General features: G+C 39.0%; 12 protein-coding genes. 8 read left to right on the plus strand and 4 right to left on the minus strand.

Annotation, left to right across the window (positions count from 1 at the left end; all coding sequences use genetic code 11):
* Nucleotides 1-93 precede the first annotated feature (93 nt).
* The 3 genes from FB2170_RS12890 to FB2170_RS12900 are packed head-to-tail and all read left to right on the plus strand — an operon-like array spanning nucleotide 94 to nucleotide 2765.
* Nucleotides 94-1026 (plus strand): DUF1835 domain-containing protein, encoded by a 933-nt coding sequence (locus FB2170_RS12890; protein ID WP_013307013.1) that lies wholly within the window; start codon nucleotides 94-96, stop codon nucleotides 1024-1026.
* Nucleotide 1027: 1 nt separating this feature from the next.
* A complete protein-coding gene (locus tag FB2170_RS12895; RefSeq protein WP_013307014.1) occupies nucleotides 1028-1894 on the plus strand; it encodes a nucleoside phosphorylase in 867 nt (288 codons plus the stop codon).
* A gap of 19 nt (nucleotides 1895-1913) precedes the next feature.
* Nucleotides 1914-2765 carry a substrate-binding domain-containing protein gene (locus FB2170_RS12900; RefSeq protein ID WP_013307015.1) on the plus strand — a complete coding sequence of 284 codons (852 nt, stop codon included), beginning with the start codon at nucleotides 1914-1916 and terminating at the stop codon, nucleotides 2763-2765.
* Here the strand turns inward: FB2170_RS12900 and FB2170_RS12905 are convergent.
* Nucleotides 2752-3417, minus strand: a complete 666-nt coding sequence (locus FB2170_RS12905) for a uracil-DNA glycosylase (RefSeq protein WP_013307016.1) — start codon at nucleotides 3415-3417, stop codon at nucleotides 2752-2754. The two genes, FB2170_RS12900 and FB2170_RS12905, sit on opposite strands and share 14 nt — an antisense overlap.
* A 133-nt stretch (nucleotides 3418-3550) precedes the next feature.
* On the opposite strand from FB2170_RS12905, the gene FB2170_RS12910 reads away from it, so the two are divergent.
* The 3 genes from FB2170_RS12910 to FB2170_RS12920 all read left to right on the plus strand — a co-directional run bounded on the left by FB2170_RS12910 (nucleotide 3551) and on the right by FB2170_RS12920 (nucleotide 7012).
* Entirely contained in the window at nucleotides 3551-5716 is a 2166-nt protein-coding gene (locus FB2170_RS12910; RefSeq protein WP_013307017.1) for a carbohydrate binding family 9 domain-containing protein, read from the plus strand.
* A 116-nt stretch (nucleotides 5717-5832) separates the two neighbouring features.
* Complete coding sequence (locus FB2170_RS12915) at nucleotides 5833-6312, plus strand: hypothetical protein (protein ID WP_013307018.1); 480 nt, start codon at nucleotides 5833-5835, stop codon at nucleotides 6310-6312.
* 145 nt (nucleotides 6313-6457) lie between these two features.
* Entirely contained in the window at nucleotides 6458-7012 is a 555-nt protein-coding gene (locus FB2170_RS12920; RefSeq protein WP_013307019.1) for a toxin-antitoxin system YwqK family antitoxin, read from the plus strand.
* Nucleotides 7013-7182: 170 nt separating this feature from the next.
* Here the strand turns inward: FB2170_RS12920 and FB2170_RS12925 are convergent, their stop codons facing one another.
* Both FB2170_RS12925 and FB2170_RS12930 read right to left on the minus strand, forming a co-directional pair.
* Complete coding sequence (locus FB2170_RS12925) at nucleotides 7183-8268, minus strand: DUF6340 family protein (RefSeq protein WP_013307020.1); 1086 nt, start codon at nucleotides 8266-8268, stop codon at nucleotides 7183-7185.
* A 21-nt stretch (nucleotides 8269-8289) separates the two neighbouring features.
* Nucleotides 8290-9339 (minus strand): DUF6340 family protein, encoded by a 1050-nt coding sequence (locus FB2170_RS12930; RefSeq protein ID WP_013307021.1) that lies wholly within the window; start codon nucleotides 9337-9339, stop codon nucleotides 8290-8292.
* A gap of 171 nt (nucleotides 9340-9510) precedes the next feature.
* On the opposite strand from FB2170_RS12930, the gene FB2170_RS12935 reads away from it, so the two are divergent.
* Nucleotides 9511-11007, plus strand: coding sequence for a YfcC family protein (locus FB2170_RS12935; RefSeq protein ID WP_041633226.1), 1497 nt, complete (start codon nucleotides 9511-9513; stop codon nucleotides 11005-11007).
* A gap of 48 nt (nucleotides 11008-11055) precedes the next feature.
* Complete coding sequence (locus FB2170_RS12940; protein ID WP_013307023.1) at nucleotides 11056-13233, plus strand: endonuclease MutS2; 2178 nt, start codon at nucleotides 11056-11058, stop codon at nucleotides 13231-13233.
* A gap of 156 nt (nucleotides 13234-13389) precedes the next feature.
* On the opposite strand, the gene FB2170_RS12945 is transcribed toward FB2170_RS12940, so the two are convergent.
* Nucleotides 13390-15456, minus strand: coding sequence for a thiol-activated cytolysin family protein (locus tag FB2170_RS12945; RefSeq protein WP_013307024.1), 2067 nt, complete (start codon nucleotides 15454-15456; stop codon nucleotides 13390-13392).
* Nucleotides 15457-15657 lie beyond the last annotated feature (201 nt).

The following is a 15657-nucleotide window of genomic DNA, read 5'->3' on the forward strand; positions in this document are numbered from 1 at the left end:
TTGAAAAAGGTTGCGTAGATTTTAGTTAATTTTTTTTGTTTATTTCGATTAAATGTTACTTTTAATAGTCCAAACCTAAACAACCGCTAAAAAATGAGTTCCCTATTACACATAACAAATGGTGATAGTCTTACAGAAAGACTTAAGTCATTGGACCTAAAAGGAGATATCATCACATGGCGCGAAATGCTTTGTGAAGGTAAAACGTTGACCAATGTGGGAAGCGAAACCTTCTGGAAAACCCGTTTCGAATTTCTAAACAAAAATTATAAAGTTTCCAAATCTTGGTTTATAGAAAAAACCTTGAAGGAATATAGATCCCTCTGTAACCATAAACAACAAGACAATATTGTACTTTGGTTTGAATATGACCTGTTTTGCCAGGTAAACATGTTGGCGGTCATTAGTTGGCTCAAGACCCACAGAAAATATGCCAATATTTCATTGGTTTGTAGTGGAAATGAGGACGAATCAGATAAGTTATACGGTTTAGGTGAGTTGGATAATGATTATCTCATGAAGCTGTATGAGAATAGGACGGAATTATCAATGAATGATATAGAATATGCTGATTACGTATGGCAACTATATTGTAGTGATAACCCCATTCGTTTAGAAAACCTCACAGATTTTAAGAATTATAAGTTTGACTATCTCTCTGATGCCATAAAAGCACATTTGAGGAGGTTCCCAACTATTAAAAACGGATTAAATAGTTTAGAGAACAATATTTTGCAACTATCATTGGATGAAAAGCCCAAATCTAAGCGCGAATTATTGCGTACCGTATTGAACAATCAAGGTGTTTATGGATATGGTGACACGCAGTTTGAGCGAATGATAAGTAATCTAAAACCTTTGTTCACCTCTTTCAACCCTGTTCGTTTGACCAAAAAAGGAAAGGAAATATTGGAAGGGCAAACCAGTTATTACTCCCATATTCAAGATAATGAAGTTTATTTGGGTGGTGCACTTAAATACAACTTCCTTTACAACTCCGAATCGGATAGAATTTTAAAGTTATAACATGCTAGAAGCTTCCGAGCTTATCCTTAATGCTGATAATAGCATTTACCACCTTAATTTATTACCTGAAGATATTGCCGATACCATAATCGTGGTCGGTGACCAAAATCGCGTGGGTCAGGTTTCCAAATATTTTGATTCTATTGAGGTCAAGAAAGAAAAACGTGAATTCTACACACATACCGGTGTTTTGAATGGTAAACGTATTACGGTTTTGTCAACAGGGATTGGTGCAGACAATATTGATATCGTTTTAAACGAATTGGATGCTTTGGCCAATATTGATTTTGAGAATAGAACGATTAAAAAAGAGTTTAAACAATTAACAATTGTTCGCATTGGTACGTCTGGTGCAATTCAGTCAGACATCCCGGTAGATTCATTCATTTTAAGTGAATATGCATTGGGTTTTGATGGAGTTTTACACTTTTATAGGAGCGAAGAAATTCTTGATGATGACTTTTCCAAAGCATTTGTAGAGTACACCGATTGGTCCCCGAAAAAACCTTGGCCCTATTTGGTTAAAAGTGACGATACATTACGTGGTCAACTAGACTCAAATCGTATACGATATGGTGTAACTATCACTAATAGCGGTTTTTACGGTCCACAAGGGCGTAAACTTCGATTGGGCTTACAAGATGATGATCTTAATGAAAAACTAACCTCTTTCAGCTACGAAAAACTACGTATTACAAACCTTGAAATGGAGTCTTCGGCAATTTACGGACTGGCTAAGCTTATGGGACATCGAGCAGTTTCATTAAACTGCATTATTGCGAATAGAGTCCTGGGTGAGTTTTCAAAAAGCCCATTAAAAACAATTGATGGCTTAATTCAATACACCCTTGAAAAATTAACTCGCTAGTTCTTTTACTACATCAAAAATGAAGAAAGTAAAAATCATTGGCGTACCTGAACATTTTAACCTTCCTTGGCATTTGGCAATTGAAGAAGGTGCGTTTGAAGAGCGTGGAATTGAGCTTGAATGGACAGATATTCCTGAAGGAACAGGAAGAATGTGTAAAATGCTGGAAAATGGTGAGACTGACTTGGCGATTATCTTGACTGAAGGACTGGTCAAAAGTATAACAGAAGGGAATCCTGCTAAAATAGTTCAAGAATATATTGCCTCTCCCCTGCTTTGGGGAATTCATGTGGGAGCCAAAAGCACATATAAAGCTATTTCTGATATCAATTCCACCAAAGCTGCGATTAGTCGTTTTGGCAGCGGCAGCCATCTTATGGCCTATGTAAATGCTCAAAATGAAGGCTGGAACAATGAAAAATTGAAATTTGAGATAATCAATAATCTTGATGGAGCTGTCGAGGCATTGACAAATGGCACCGCAGACTATTTTATGTGGGAACGTTTTACGACTAAACCCTTGGTTGACAATGGCACTTTCCGAAGATTAGGTGACTGTCCAACGCCTTGGCCATGTTTTGTCATTGCAGGGACCAATGAATTCATAAAAGAAAATAGTTCTGTTTTAAGGCATATACTTGAAATCATCAATCTATATACCTCCGAGTTCAAACAAATTCCGAGTATTGACCGTACTTTGGCAAATAGGTATGAACAGCAATTGGAAGATATTCAAGAATGGATGGGCATAACGCGATGGAGTCAATCACAACTAAACCCGCAAACACTTGAAAACGTACAAGATACGTTGATTAACTTAAAGTTGATTGATAAAAAGTTAAAAAGTACAGATGTGCTTACCAGTCAATAAGAACATCCCCTTTTTGCCCAAGAATTTCATTGGTTTTACTAAAGTGTTTGTTTCCAAACCAGTATCCACGATTTGCACTCAAAGGAGAAGGATGACCTGAAGTTAGTATATGATGTTTGCCTTGGTCAATTAAAGAAGCTTTCTTCTTTGCAAAACCTCCCCATAGCAGAAATATTACACCTTCCTTCTCATTGGAAACTACCCTAATTACATTGTCAGTAAAAGTCTCCCACCCGTTTCTTTGATGGCTGCCAGCTTCATGCGCGCGTACGGTCAAAGTAGCATTCAAAAGCAATACTCCTTGGTCTGCCCATCGCTCTAAGTTGCCACTTTTGGGATAAGGTTTCCCCAAATCCGTTTCGATTTCCTTGAATATATTGATCAATGAAGGAGGGTGTGGAATCCCTTCACTTACTGAAAAACAAAGACCATTTGCCTGGTTTGGTCCATGATATGGATCCTGACCGATAATGACCACTTTAGTTTTTTCAAACGGACTATGGTCAAAAGCTGAAAATATATGTTTCCCTTTTGGGTAACAGGTGTATTGGCCATATTCGGACTTTACAAAGTTGACCAATGCCCCAAAATAGGGTTGCTCAAATTCGTTGCTTAACGGTTTTTTCCAGCTGGAGTGTATATTTATGGTCATTCCTATTCTTATTTTGAAGAATTCAAAATTAGTTAAAAACTGTATTTAAAGTGGGCAATTGTGCATTAATGCTTTTCAAAATCGGCTAACTTAGCACTATACCAATCATTAAGCCCAGTTGAGCCAACTTTTCATGAAAAATTCAATTACCCTTCTCTATTTATTGCTATCCTATACCCTTTTACAGAGTCAATCCCAAGAAAGACCAGCTTTAGAAGCAGGTAAACTGCAAGGAGAGATAGAGATTGATGGTGTTCTAAATGAGGAAGATTGGCAAATAGCGCCTGTTTTGGAACAATTTCAAACCACAGAACCTGTTGAAAAGGGTGCGCCTTCAAATTTAACACGAGTAAGGGTATTGACAGACGCTAAATCGGTGGTTATTGGTATTGAATGCAAAGATTCGAACCCAGAAGGCATTGTGAAATTCTCAAAATTAAGAGATGCTGATATTTCCAGTGAAGATCATGTAAAAGTGGTGTTAGATACGTTTATGGACGGACAATCCGGCTATATTTTTGCCGTCAATGCCTTTGGTGCTCGGTATGATGCCTTGGTTTCGAGGCGTGGCGAATCAGAAAATGAAGATTGGGACGCCATTTGGGAGGCAAGAACAACAATTGATAAGGAAGGATGGTCGGTTGAAATACGTATTCCCATCCAAAGTATTTATTTTGAAAAGGGTTTATCTACTTGGGGATTCAATGTTGAACGAAGAATACAAAGAAACCAGGAAACCATACGTTGGGCCAATGTACAGCGAGACCAATGGTTCATTCAAACGAGCAGAGCTGGGTTATTGACTAATTTACCTGAGTTCAATTATGGTCTGGGATTGAATGTTAGACCATCTTTAGTGGGTAAATTGACTAAGAACGGAGAAGATGCTCCCACTGATTTCAAATTTGAACCCAGTTTGGATGTTAGTCAGCGTTTGAGTCCAAATGTACTGGCAACGATGACCTTTAATACTGATTTTGCTGAGACCGAGGTAGATACGCGTCAAACCAACTTAACACGTTTTCCTTTGTTCTTTCCAGAGAAACGCACCTTCTTTCTTGAGGGTTCCGATATTTTTGAATTTGGTTTTGGTACGGGAAGCAGTACGGTCCTCCCCTTCTTTAGTCGTAGAATTGGACTTATTGGCTCTAGCGAAGTTCCTATTTTGGCAGGCGCAAAGCTGAATGGTCGCTCAGGAAAAACCGCTTTTGGAGGGCTTGGCGTGCATACCAAATCCTTTGAATCAGGAGGAAACTCTTATGATGCCACTACTATGGGAGTCATGCGGGTACGACAAAACATACTTAAAGAGAGTTCTGTGGGTATAATCGCATCGGTAGGCGACCCATTGGGCCGTGAAGGAAGTTTTATGTCAGGCGCCGATTTCACTTACCAGACCACTAGATTCAATGGAGACAAAAACTTTATTGCGGGAGCATGGGCATTGTATACCGATAGAGATGATTTAACCGATAACAAAACCGCCTATGGGTTTAAGGTTGATTACCCCAATGATAAATGGGATCTCGCATTTATTTACTCACATATCGGGGAGCAGTTTGATCCTTCATTGGGCTTTGTACCTCGAAAGGGAGTACATTTTATGCGTTTGGGATCAACATATGCTCCAAGGCCGAATGCACCATGGCTACGGCAGATGTTCCATCAGTTTTATGGAACATATATCAAGGACCTTAGCGGCACATGGCAATCGTACAGCATATTTACCGCTCCCATTAATTGGCGATTGGAAAGTGGCGATCGGGTAGAATTCAATGTTAGACCTGTAGGTGAAAATATTTTAATACCTTTTGAAATTGCCGAAGATGTGACCATTCCAGAGAATGAGTACCACTTTATGCGTTACCGCTTGGAAGCTGAATTCGCTGCCAAACGTAGGTTGAATGGCCAGGCATCATGGTGGTTTGGTTCGTTTTACGAGGGTAATTTGGATGAACTGGAACTACAGGTGAACTGGAACCCCAACGCCCTTCTGGGTTTTGAACTCAACGGTGTTCGCAATATAGGACGGTTACCTTGGGGCGATTTTGACCAAACCTTGGTAGGTTCCCGTGTTCGTTTCAATGTAAATTCGGACTTACAATTGAATAGTTATTTGCAATATGATACGGTGAGTAATACTTTGGGGCTAAATGTTCGTGTGCACTGGATTTTCTCTCCCTTGGGCGATGTAATTCTTGTGTTCAATCATAATACCCTTGATGATGACATGACCCAGAATTGGGTATTACAAAGCCAACAGGTGCTTTTAAAGTTCAGGTATAATTTTAGGTTGTAACTTGTATTAAGAAGACTTTTAAATTTGAAATCATTTTTTTACCTGACTATTATCATAGGATGTTGATGAAAATACCTCCTATTTTGACCTGTTAAAATCAAACTCAAGGCTGTAGTATGGAACTTTTTAGAGAATTTTTTGTCCCGTGGGGTATTTCCAATTTAATTGCAATTTTGATTCTGTCGGCCGCTATTCGCCTACCTAAACTGGCACGCCTGTTAATTGCTTTACTCTTCTTTTGGGCCTTTTGGCTCAATTTAACCACATCACAGTATAATCCCGGGGAGTATTTGAACTACGCCAAACTCACCCCTTTTAGCTGGCTTGCTGATTTTATAAATGGCTGGTTCAAGCCAAATATCACCCTTATGGTTACTATAATCGCTATTGGCCAGGGATTAATTGGTATTGGATTGCTCCTCAAGAACCAAATCGTAAGAATTGCATGTTATGGCGCCATAGTATTCTTTATCGCCATAATACCCCTTGGTATTGGAGCCGCTTTTCCTGCCACACTTATTACAGCATTGGCAGTTTACTTCATTTTAAAGAAAGATGATTTGGACTATATATGGAAATTTAAAGCCAAAAAATAATAGTTTTTATTGTGAAAAATTTATGATAAAACTGTAAGAATACTCTTTATTAAGAGCTAATTAACGGCTAACTTAGCTTATCAAGCGATATAAATCATTAAAAACGGATTCATCTAAGCTTAGTGTGCAATTAAAAACCAGAATTATGAAACTAAAATTACTATTTATTGCTTTGCCAATTATTGCTTTAGGGCAAGAGGAAATGAATATTAATGCGGATGACATTAATAACGTTCATGACGTTGCCTATTTCAAGAGTGATACAACTTTGGTGTCTGGCGTAGTGAGACAATGGCATGACAATAGTCAGTTACATAAAGAAAAAACATACAAGGATGGTGTAGCGGATGGTGCTTTTAAATCTTGGTATAAAAATGGACAGCTAGAGTTTGAAGGTACATTCAAGAATAATAAATGGGATGGTGTTTATAAAACCTGGTATGACAATGGACAGTTAATGAGTGAAGCAACTTACAAGGATGGTGTTCTAGAGGACGGTGTTTCTAAAAAGTGGCATTTCAATGGACAGTTATGGACTGAAAGAATATCCAAGGATGGTAATAAATCTTTTGTTTTGAAAGAATATCATGACAATGGAAAGTTAAGTGGTAAAATATTATACAAGAGTAATAAACTTGTTAGTAGCAAAAAGTGGAATAGGAATGGAAAGTTAAGCCAAGATTTTACAATCAAGGATTGAAAAGGGAGTAGCAAACATGTGAAGTACGATAGTGATGGAAAACTAACAAGTGAAGAAACCTTACACATTGCCTAATTAAAATAACCTCAAAAGCGACTAACTTCACTGTCGTAGGGTATAAATCATTAAAAAGGATTCATATCATTTTCGATAGCGAAACATATTTACCCTCACTCAAACTCCAAAGAAGCGGATAGATTGCTCCGCTCCAACTGTTGTAACGCTATTTTGGTATCAGTGATTCTTTTTTGTAAAACGGCTTTATAGGCTGTATTGGCCTTACTATCATTGTGTGTAGAAGCTTTTTCAACCCAATCCAATGCAATTTGGTACTTGCCGTTCATTTCATTGTAAAACGCCATATTATAGCATGCCTTGGCCTTTAATTTTGTGTTTTCATGGGTAGTTTCCAATTCCCATAAGGCGGCTGCGGCTTCCCAATTGTCTTCTTCGGCCAGTTTTTTGGCTTCCACCAATTTATCAGAACCCTTTACAAAGTATTCGCGAACCACATCCTGTTCTTGGGGTAAAAGACGAAGTCCGTACGAACTACCCGTGTTTTTACTTTGATCCAATACAGCTTCTCTTCGATCACTAATGTCATATAAGGCATCCATTTCATTGGTTCCTGTACCTGTAGAGGTAATCTGCTCGTTAAATACGAGTTCATCGATTACTTGTTGGTTATATGGATCATAAATCCGCCATCCGTTTTCAATCAATGTTTCCAATGTAATCTCATGTCCGGCCACTTTTATGTACTGGCGTAACATATCCTGTTCCTCAATCTTCTTTTTCTTGACTGATACTTGTGTATCTGCCTCATAATAGGCTAAAGAGAAGATGGCATCCACATTATTGGCATCGCAGATCTCTTTTACTGCGTCCCAGGAAATAGTATCTACCGTATCACCGAGTCCCTCACTATTATTTACTTCGGTCTGGATTAATCGTACCGTATCAAAACGTTGGTCCTTTGCCAGTTCTTCGAACAAACCAGAAATAGCGGCATCAATACCGTCTTTCTGTAATTGTTGGTCCTTAGCAGATAAAATCTGTTCTATTCGGTTTTTGTAATCACTTTTGGTAGTGGCACTACTTTCGTTTATGATCCCAATTTTGGTAATGGTTGTTGCCAAATCTACCGAGGCAGGCTCCAAAGCACTCAAGGTATGTTGTTTGGTAGCACTACAGCTATTCAAGGAAATAAGTATTCCAAATAAAATAGCGAGGATATATGTGTAGTTTTTTTTCATAATGGTTGGTTAGGTATATGCTTATTTAGACAACTGCTGGTTCAGAACTGCTTTTTGGCGTGCCCTGTATTTTAGGGTGTTCAGATACGATAATGCGTAATTGTTCTTATAATCAACATATGATTTTGAGGCCCATTGCATGGCGTCATCAAGATTTCCGTTTATTTCATTACTAATGGCCATATTGTAACAGGCTCTACCTGCCACTTTAGGGTCTGGATTACCTGTTTCAAGACTCCAAAGGTTAGCTGCACCGTCCCAATCACCTGCTTGGGCCCTACGTTGTGCTATCTTGAAGTTGTCTGAACCACGAACAAAATAATCCCTGTTCACACGGTGTTTGTACGGTAACAATCGTTGGGCATAATCAATTCCCATATACTTGCTCTGGTGTAACACCGCTTCCTTTCTTCCAAGAATGGCCTCGTAAGCTTTTATTGGGTTTATTCCTTTTCCAACAGATACCACGTGATCACTAAAAACAAGTTCGTCTGCAATTCTTTTGCTATATGGGTCATATACTCTCCAGCCATTTTCAATCAAAGTATTCAAAGTAAGTTCATGGGCCGGGACCGCAACTTTAACCCCTAAATCATTGGGTAGGTCTATAGAGGTCATTTTAAAATTGACCTTGGTGTCGGTATCATAGAAAGCCAATGAGAAAATGGCATCGACCTTATATTCCTCACATAGGGTTTCTATTTCATTCCATGTCATTGTTGATGGAAAAACACTTAGTCCCTTACGCAGATGGACTAAATCGTCTAAGATTAGTACTTCTTCAATAGATTTATTTTGCTCCAATTGCTCTTTTAGGGCTAAAATGGCAGCTTCGGAACCGTGTTCATCTAGATTCAATCCCTCAGCAGAAAGTATTTTATCAATCTTATCTGCCGTTTTATTCCCCTCCGAAGGTAAACTACGGTTAATGATACCAACACGCTTCACATCTTTGGATAGCGTAATGGGAGCAGGCTCTACAGCACTCATTGTTAAATTATTGGTAGCGCTGCAACCAACTAAAAAGAGGGCGATTAAAGTATAAAGTAGGGTTTGGTAATGGCTTTTCATTGGGATGGATTTTGTTTAGAACGTTAAAATGGGATGAATTCGTATGTAAAAATCTTATTATTAAACTTTTAGCATTCCTCTTGAGCTCCTAACCCTACGGAAAAAGAAAAGATTGAATTGATTTGAAAAACTATATTTTTGTGCTCATGAATTTTCAAAGCCTCTGAGATGCTGAAAAAAATTAAGTTTCCTACCGCACATTCGATTTTGTTGATCATCGCCGCCATTGTTGCCATTCTTACCTGGGTGATACCTTCAGGACAATATGATAGATTATCCTATAATTCAGAAAATCAAGCTTTTGTAATAACCAATGCAAGTAAAACTTTAGAACTGGAAGGTAGTCAGAAGACCTTGGATGACTTGGGAATAATCATTCCATTGGCCAAATTCACCAATGGAGATATCTCAAAACCGATAAGTATTCCGAACACCTATAAAAAACTGGAACCAAGACCACAGGGTTTTAAAGAATTTATACAATCACCTTTGAAAGGCATTATGCAGACCTCGGATATTATACTCTTGGTTCTAATCATAGGAGGACTTATTGGAATAGTAAATGCTACTGGAGCTTTTGAAGCTGGAATAACTTGGTTAGCCAATGCATTGAAAGGAAGGGAATTCATTTTAATAATTATGGTTACAGTGCTTGTTGCTTTAGGAGGAACCACTTTTGGACTTGAAGAAGAAACCATAGCCTTCTACCCTATTTTGATACCTGTGTTTCTTGCGGCTAAATATGATGCCATGGTTGGGCTTGGTTCAATTTACATAGGATCTAGCATTGGTACTATGGTATCTACCGTAAATCCGTTTAGTGTAATTATTGCATCAGATGCAGCGGGCATAAATTGGACTCTGGGACTTGAAGGTCGCATCATAGTACTTATCATCGGGTTATTCATTTGTATTATTTATATACTTAGGTATGCAAGAAAAGTACAAAACGACCAAACCAAATCATTGATCTATGACCAAAAGGAGGAGATTCAGATGATGTTCATCAAAGACACGACCAACCGTGGTACTCAATTGTCCTTACGTTTGAAATTGGTGTTGTTCGTTTTCGCGGCTTGTTTTATTGTAATGATCTATGGTGTATCTCGATTACACTGGTGGTTTTTAGAAATGACATCGGTATTTTTGGTAGGCGCCATTTTAATAGGGGTTATAGCACGAATGAAAGAGCGATCCTTTGTTGATAAGTTCATTCAAGGTGCCACAGATCTTTTGGGTGTGGCCTTTATAATTGGTATTGCACGAGGCGTAACCGTTTTGATGGAAGATGGGTTAATCAGTGATACCCTCTTGTATTATTCAAGTAATTTGACTCAAGGCATGCACAAAGGTCTTTTCGCCAATGTATTGCTATTTATAAATAGTGGTTTGAGTTTCTTTATTCCTTCATCATCCGGGATGGCCGTTTTGACCATGCCGATTATGTCGCCATTGGCTGAAGGCATTGGTATAGGTCGTGAGGTTATAGTAAATGCCTATTTGTTTGGTGTTGGGCTTTTTAAACTCATTAACCCTACGGGAATCATATTGGCCTCCTTGGCCATTGTGAATGTCGGTTATGATAAATGGCTCAAATTTGTGACTCCTTTAGTGGCTCTTCTTGCTATAATGGCAATGTGTGCTTTGACCATTTCTGTTTATTTTTAGGTCCTAGGCCTTTATTTTACTTAATTTTGCTGTTTTGCCCAAATAAGCATGTCAAGGAATACGATTCATACAAAAACACTTCAGGATTTAGAATTCGATACCGTTTTGAAACAACTTTCAGGACGGTGTAATACCGAGTTGGGCAAGGAAAGAGCATTAGACATAGCCCCATATTCAGATGTGGAAACCATACATCTTATCTTAGGGCAAACATCAGAATATGTTTCTTCTTTGGTGAGCGACAATCGTATTCCCAATCATGGATTTGATAGTATTGATGGGGATTTGAAACTGCTTAAGATTGAAAACACTACCTTGGAAATCAGTGGTTTTAGACGAATTGGAAATATTTGCAAGACGGTAGCAGAACACAAAAAGTTCTTTAAAAAATTCAAGGAATACTTCCCACTCTTGTTTGAAACATCGGAAGACATACAACTGAATACTGAGATTCCGAACCATATTGACCACGTAATCGACCGTTTTGGTGAAATAAAGGATAATGCTTCGGATACTTTGTTCAACATCCGACAGGATATCAATCAGGTAAAAGGGAAGATCAATTCTAGTTTCGCCTCCGCTTTAAATACTTATAAAACTTCGGATTATTTGGATGATATCCGTGAGTCGGTCGTAGAAAACCGTAGGGTTTTGGCGGTAAAGGCCATGTATCGTAAAAAAGTGAAGGGTACCGTTATGGGCTCATCCAAAACAGGAAGTATAGTCTATATTGAACCCGAAGCTGCCTTGAAATATAGCAGACAACTCAATAATTTAGAATTTGATGAGCGAGAAGAAATTCAACGCATACTCAATGAACTGACAAGTAGCATACGACCCTTTGCCCCATTTTTAGCCGAGTACCAAGACTTTTTGGCCCATATGGATATTACGGCCGCTAAAGCCAAATACGCTTCAGAAATGAATGCCGTGCTTCCTAAGATAAGTGAGGAAAGAAAAATGTTCTTAAGGGATGCCTATCATCCACTGCTTTATCTGAGCAATAAGCTAAAAAGGGAAAAAACCTTCCCACAGACCATAGAATTACATCCCGAGAATAGGATAATCGTTATATCTGGCCCCAATGCAGGGGGAAAAAGCATCACATTAAAAACCATTGGGTTGCTACAGGTAATGTTGCAGAGCGGATTCCTTGTCCCGGTGCACGAACGTTCTTCAATGTGTCTTTTTGGTAAGATCTTGACTGATATAGGCGACAATCAATCCATAGAAAACCACTTGAGCACCTATAGTTACCGCTTAAAGAACATGAATCAATTCTTGCGCAAATGCAACAAGAACACCCTGTTCCTGATTGATGAGTTTGGGACAGGTAGTGATCCAGAATTGGGCGGTGCATTAGCGGAAGCATTTTTGGAAGTGTTTTATGATCGTGAGGCGTACGGTGTAATAACCACGCATTACGCCAACTTAAAGGCCTTGGCCAATGAATTGCCACATTGCACCAATGCGAATATGCTTTTTAACTCAAAAACATTGGAACCCACCTTTCAGTTGGCATTGGGTCAGGCAGGTAGTTCGTTTACTTTTGAAGTTGCCCAAAAAAATGGTATCCCCTACTCTTTGATAAACAAAGCAAAGAAGAAGATAGAACGAGGCAAAGTACGTTTTGATGCCACCATAGCCAAATTACAGAAAGAACGCAGTAAAATGGCCGAAACAGGCTCAAAACTGCATGCAGAAGAGCTAAAAGCAAGAGAGGAAGCTCAACGTTTAGAAACACTGAATTCCAAAATCAAGAGCAAACTGGAGAACTATCAGGAACTTTATGACCATAACCAACGTATGATTTACCTTGGAAACAAAGTAAATACAGTGGCGGAACGGTATTTTCAAGATAAGAGAAAACGTGTACTGGTTTCAGAGTTGATACGTATTGTAGAAACTGAAAATAGCAAGCGAAAAAAGAAATCAACCAAAGAGGTCAAAGCGGCCAAGGTCAAAAAGGCCCAGGTTACCCAAGAAGTTGAAAAAGAAGTTAAGGTCATTCGCCAAAAAAAGAAAATTGCCAAGAAAAAAGCTGTTGTTGCCGAAAAGAACAAACCACGCCCTGTGTTCAAGATTGGTGACCGTGTGCGATTAATGGATGGTAAGGCCGTGGGCAGTATAGATACCCTTGAGAAGAACAAAGCCATTGTCAATTATGGCATGTTTACCACGAATGTGAGTGTAGACCAATTGGAACTGGTAGAGCGGAAGAAATAGTATGGGTACTCCCTTGTTTTTGGTTTGTATGAAATTTGATTATCAGTTACTTACGAAGTATCGTATATGATTTTACGTCAATGAAAATTAAAAGAAACAGCCGACATCAAGTTGTTGAATCTACAACTTTAGATGCCGACTGCCTAGCTAAGTTATTTAAAGGGCAAATGGGCCTTCATCTTCACCCACCAGATTATTTATTGACAATAAACCATCAGTAGTAAAATATAGAATTCGCTGTATGGAGTTTCCATTGATATTCATTTTACAAGCGGCTTCCACCGACCCTCTCACCTCGTTCAAATCTTTTTCAGACTCCCAACAATTAAAGTCACCAAAACCTATGGTTCCACTGGGCACTGACACTGAGTAAGGGTTGTAGTAATTCCTTCTGCTATAGGTAGTACCATTAGTGTCCATCGGGAAAAAATATGATGAGGTTACTTCACCGTTAATTACCCTAGTAGAAAAATCCTCTGTATAAATACCTACGGGCTGTATATATCTGTCGCGTCTCGCTGCAGCCCTAATACCTTTCCCAAATAGCGGAAAGGATACGCAATCTATATTTCTCCCTTCGGGGCCGACAAATGATCCATCAGCAAAGTTGCTGTTCACACCATTTTCACTCGAAAAATTATCATTCACAACCCATCTACGGTTCGCCCCATTCCTTTGTCTGTATGTTCCAATCGGTGTTGTTGGCATGCTCTGAACGCCATTATAATCATATTCCAAAACTTCAAATTCAGTTCCCTGTTCATTAAAAATGTAGATTTCATCCAAGAACTGTCGTAAAGCGGCACCAACATTATCAAAAGTCGTAACGCCTAAAGGGGCACTAGCGTCTTTAATACTGTAAGGCTCAGAGATGGCCCCACTAGATGCATCAAATATGACATATTCCGTTCCAGCACCATTGAAGATTGCCGTGTATTCATTTTGAATCTGTGTGGCCGCACCAATTCCATCCTCAAAAAGGTCCACCAAGTTTGAATACAGAACTGGGGGTAACACACCTTTTAATTGACACTCAACCACTTCCATTTCTGTTGAAATATTAGTCCCGACCTGCTTTGATGGGTCCTCAAGGGAATAGATTTCGTACGATAAGGGCAAACCAGTTCTGATATCAGTACTGACCGCTAACATATCGGCAAGGTCTGCAATGTTAGTCTCTCCTAAACCAGCGAAGGTATTTTTCGAATCCCCTCCATAGGCGATGACCTTAATTTTCACGTCCTCCATCTTCTCCATCGTATCAACTTCAAGATCACCAGAAATTTCTTTGTCGAAGCTTTTATAAGAGGCATCTATTTGGGTGTTCATTACTTCCAACGAAGAAGTCGATTCTACAAGCATATAGAAAATTCGGCCATATGTTACTTTCTTTATGTAGGTAGCTGGGTTGTCTGCCTGGATGTATTTATTCAAATCTTCTGGAGTTACACTTTCATCAAAGACATCATCATAACTTGTTGGAAAATCATAACTCACGTCATAATAGGCCTGTTTTAATTTTACCAATACACGGTTGTACGTTTTCTCTTGGCTAAAGGACAAGCTACCTTCTACTTTCGCACCATACCCTTCAAAAGACAAACCCATCTGCAAGGCCACCTGTTTTTCGGAAAAAACATTCTCATAGACCAAATCGAAGTTTGAAGGAACGACACCGGTACTGCCCGCTATGATATCATTCATAGCCTGTCGCACTTTAGACTCGCTCATTTCCGTTAAATCTTGCGATGCTTCAGGGTTACCATCATTCAGGTTATAGGATATGCTCCCACCTGCCCTCTTTAATGGAATCCCTTGCGGTTTTACATTGTTAATCGTTTCACCTTGGAGCAAAGCCCCAGGGAAAATCTCACTTGCAACACCTCCTAAAGTTTGAAAGTCTCCCGTGCCGTCTGTTACGCTTACGGTTCTTGAACTACAAATAAATCGCAATGTCTCTGCCTCAGATCCATTTCCTGTAGTATAGTCTTCGGGGTATGTTTCTCCTTCAGAAAGGGTTTCTTCAGATCTTGATTCCGGAACACTTTGAAATTCACCACCGTTTTCTACCACTGCTTTGAAGGTGGTAGTATCCACGGCTCCAGATCCTGGGTCCGGGTTTTCAGCACCACCATCTTTACTGCACCCTGATAAGGTTATAAACAGTAGACCCAAAATGGTCATTAACTTAGACACTTCAACTCTCATTCGTTTTGTTTTCATAATTTCTTTGGTTTTAAAAGATTCAACACAGCGAAACTATACGCAAAACAAACCCTCAACTAATTTTGGGCATGGACAAAGTATGGACAGGTAGTATAGATTTTAACAAAGTAAGGCATGGACACCTGCTTTTTTTTTTAGAAATACGAAATCTCCTAAAATCAATAGAATATAGGTTTAGCAAGTATGACAATCCCTTTT

The sequence above is a fragment of the Maribacter sp. HTCC2170 genome (genome assembly GCF_000153165.2).
Lineage (GTDB): Bacteria > Bacteroidota > Bacteroidia > Flavobacteriales > Flavobacteriaceae > Maribacter_A.

Coding starts and splice junctions, on each gene's coding strand:
- FB2170_RS12920 (WP_013307019.1), top strand. CDS start 6,458: ATGAAACTAAAATTACTATTTATTGCTTTGCCAATTATTGCTTTAGGG.
- FB2170_RS12900 (WP_013307015.1), top strand. CDS start 1,914: ATGAAGAAAGTAAAAATCATTGGCGTACCTGAACATTTTAACCTTCCT.
- FB2170_RS12925 (WP_013307020.1), bottom strand. CDS start 8,268: ATGAAAAAAAACTACACATATATCCTCGCTATTTTATTTGGAATACTT.
- FB2170_RS12945 (WP_013307024.1), bottom strand. CDS start 15,456: ATGAAAACAAAACGAATGAGAGTTGAAGTGTCTAAGTTAATGACCATT.
- FB2170_RS12930 (WP_013307021.1), bottom strand. CDS start 9,339: ATGAAAAGCCATTACCAAACCCTACTTTATACTTTAATCGCCCTCTTT.
- FB2170_RS12915 (WP_013307018.1), top strand. CDS start 5,833: ATGGAACTTTTTAGAGAATTTTTTGTCCCGTGGGGTATTTCCAATTTA.
- FB2170_RS12905 (WP_013307016.1), bottom strand. CDS start 3,417: ATGACCATAAATATACACTCCAGCTGGAAAAAACCGTTAAGCAACGAA.
- FB2170_RS12895 (WP_013307014.1), top strand. CDS start 1,028: ATGCTAGAAGCTTCCGAGCTTATCCTTAATGCTGATAATAGCATTTAC.
- FB2170_RS12910 (WP_013307017.1), top strand. CDS start 3,551: ATGAAAAATTCAATTACCCTTCTCTATTTATTGCTATCCTATACCCTT.
- FB2170_RS12890 (WP_013307013.1), top strand. CDS start 94: ATGAGTTCCCTATTACACATAACAAATGGTGATAGTCTTACAGAAAGA.
- FB2170_RS12940 (WP_013307023.1), top strand. CDS start 11,056: ATGTCAAGGAATACGATTCATACAAAAACACTTCAGGATTTAGAATTC.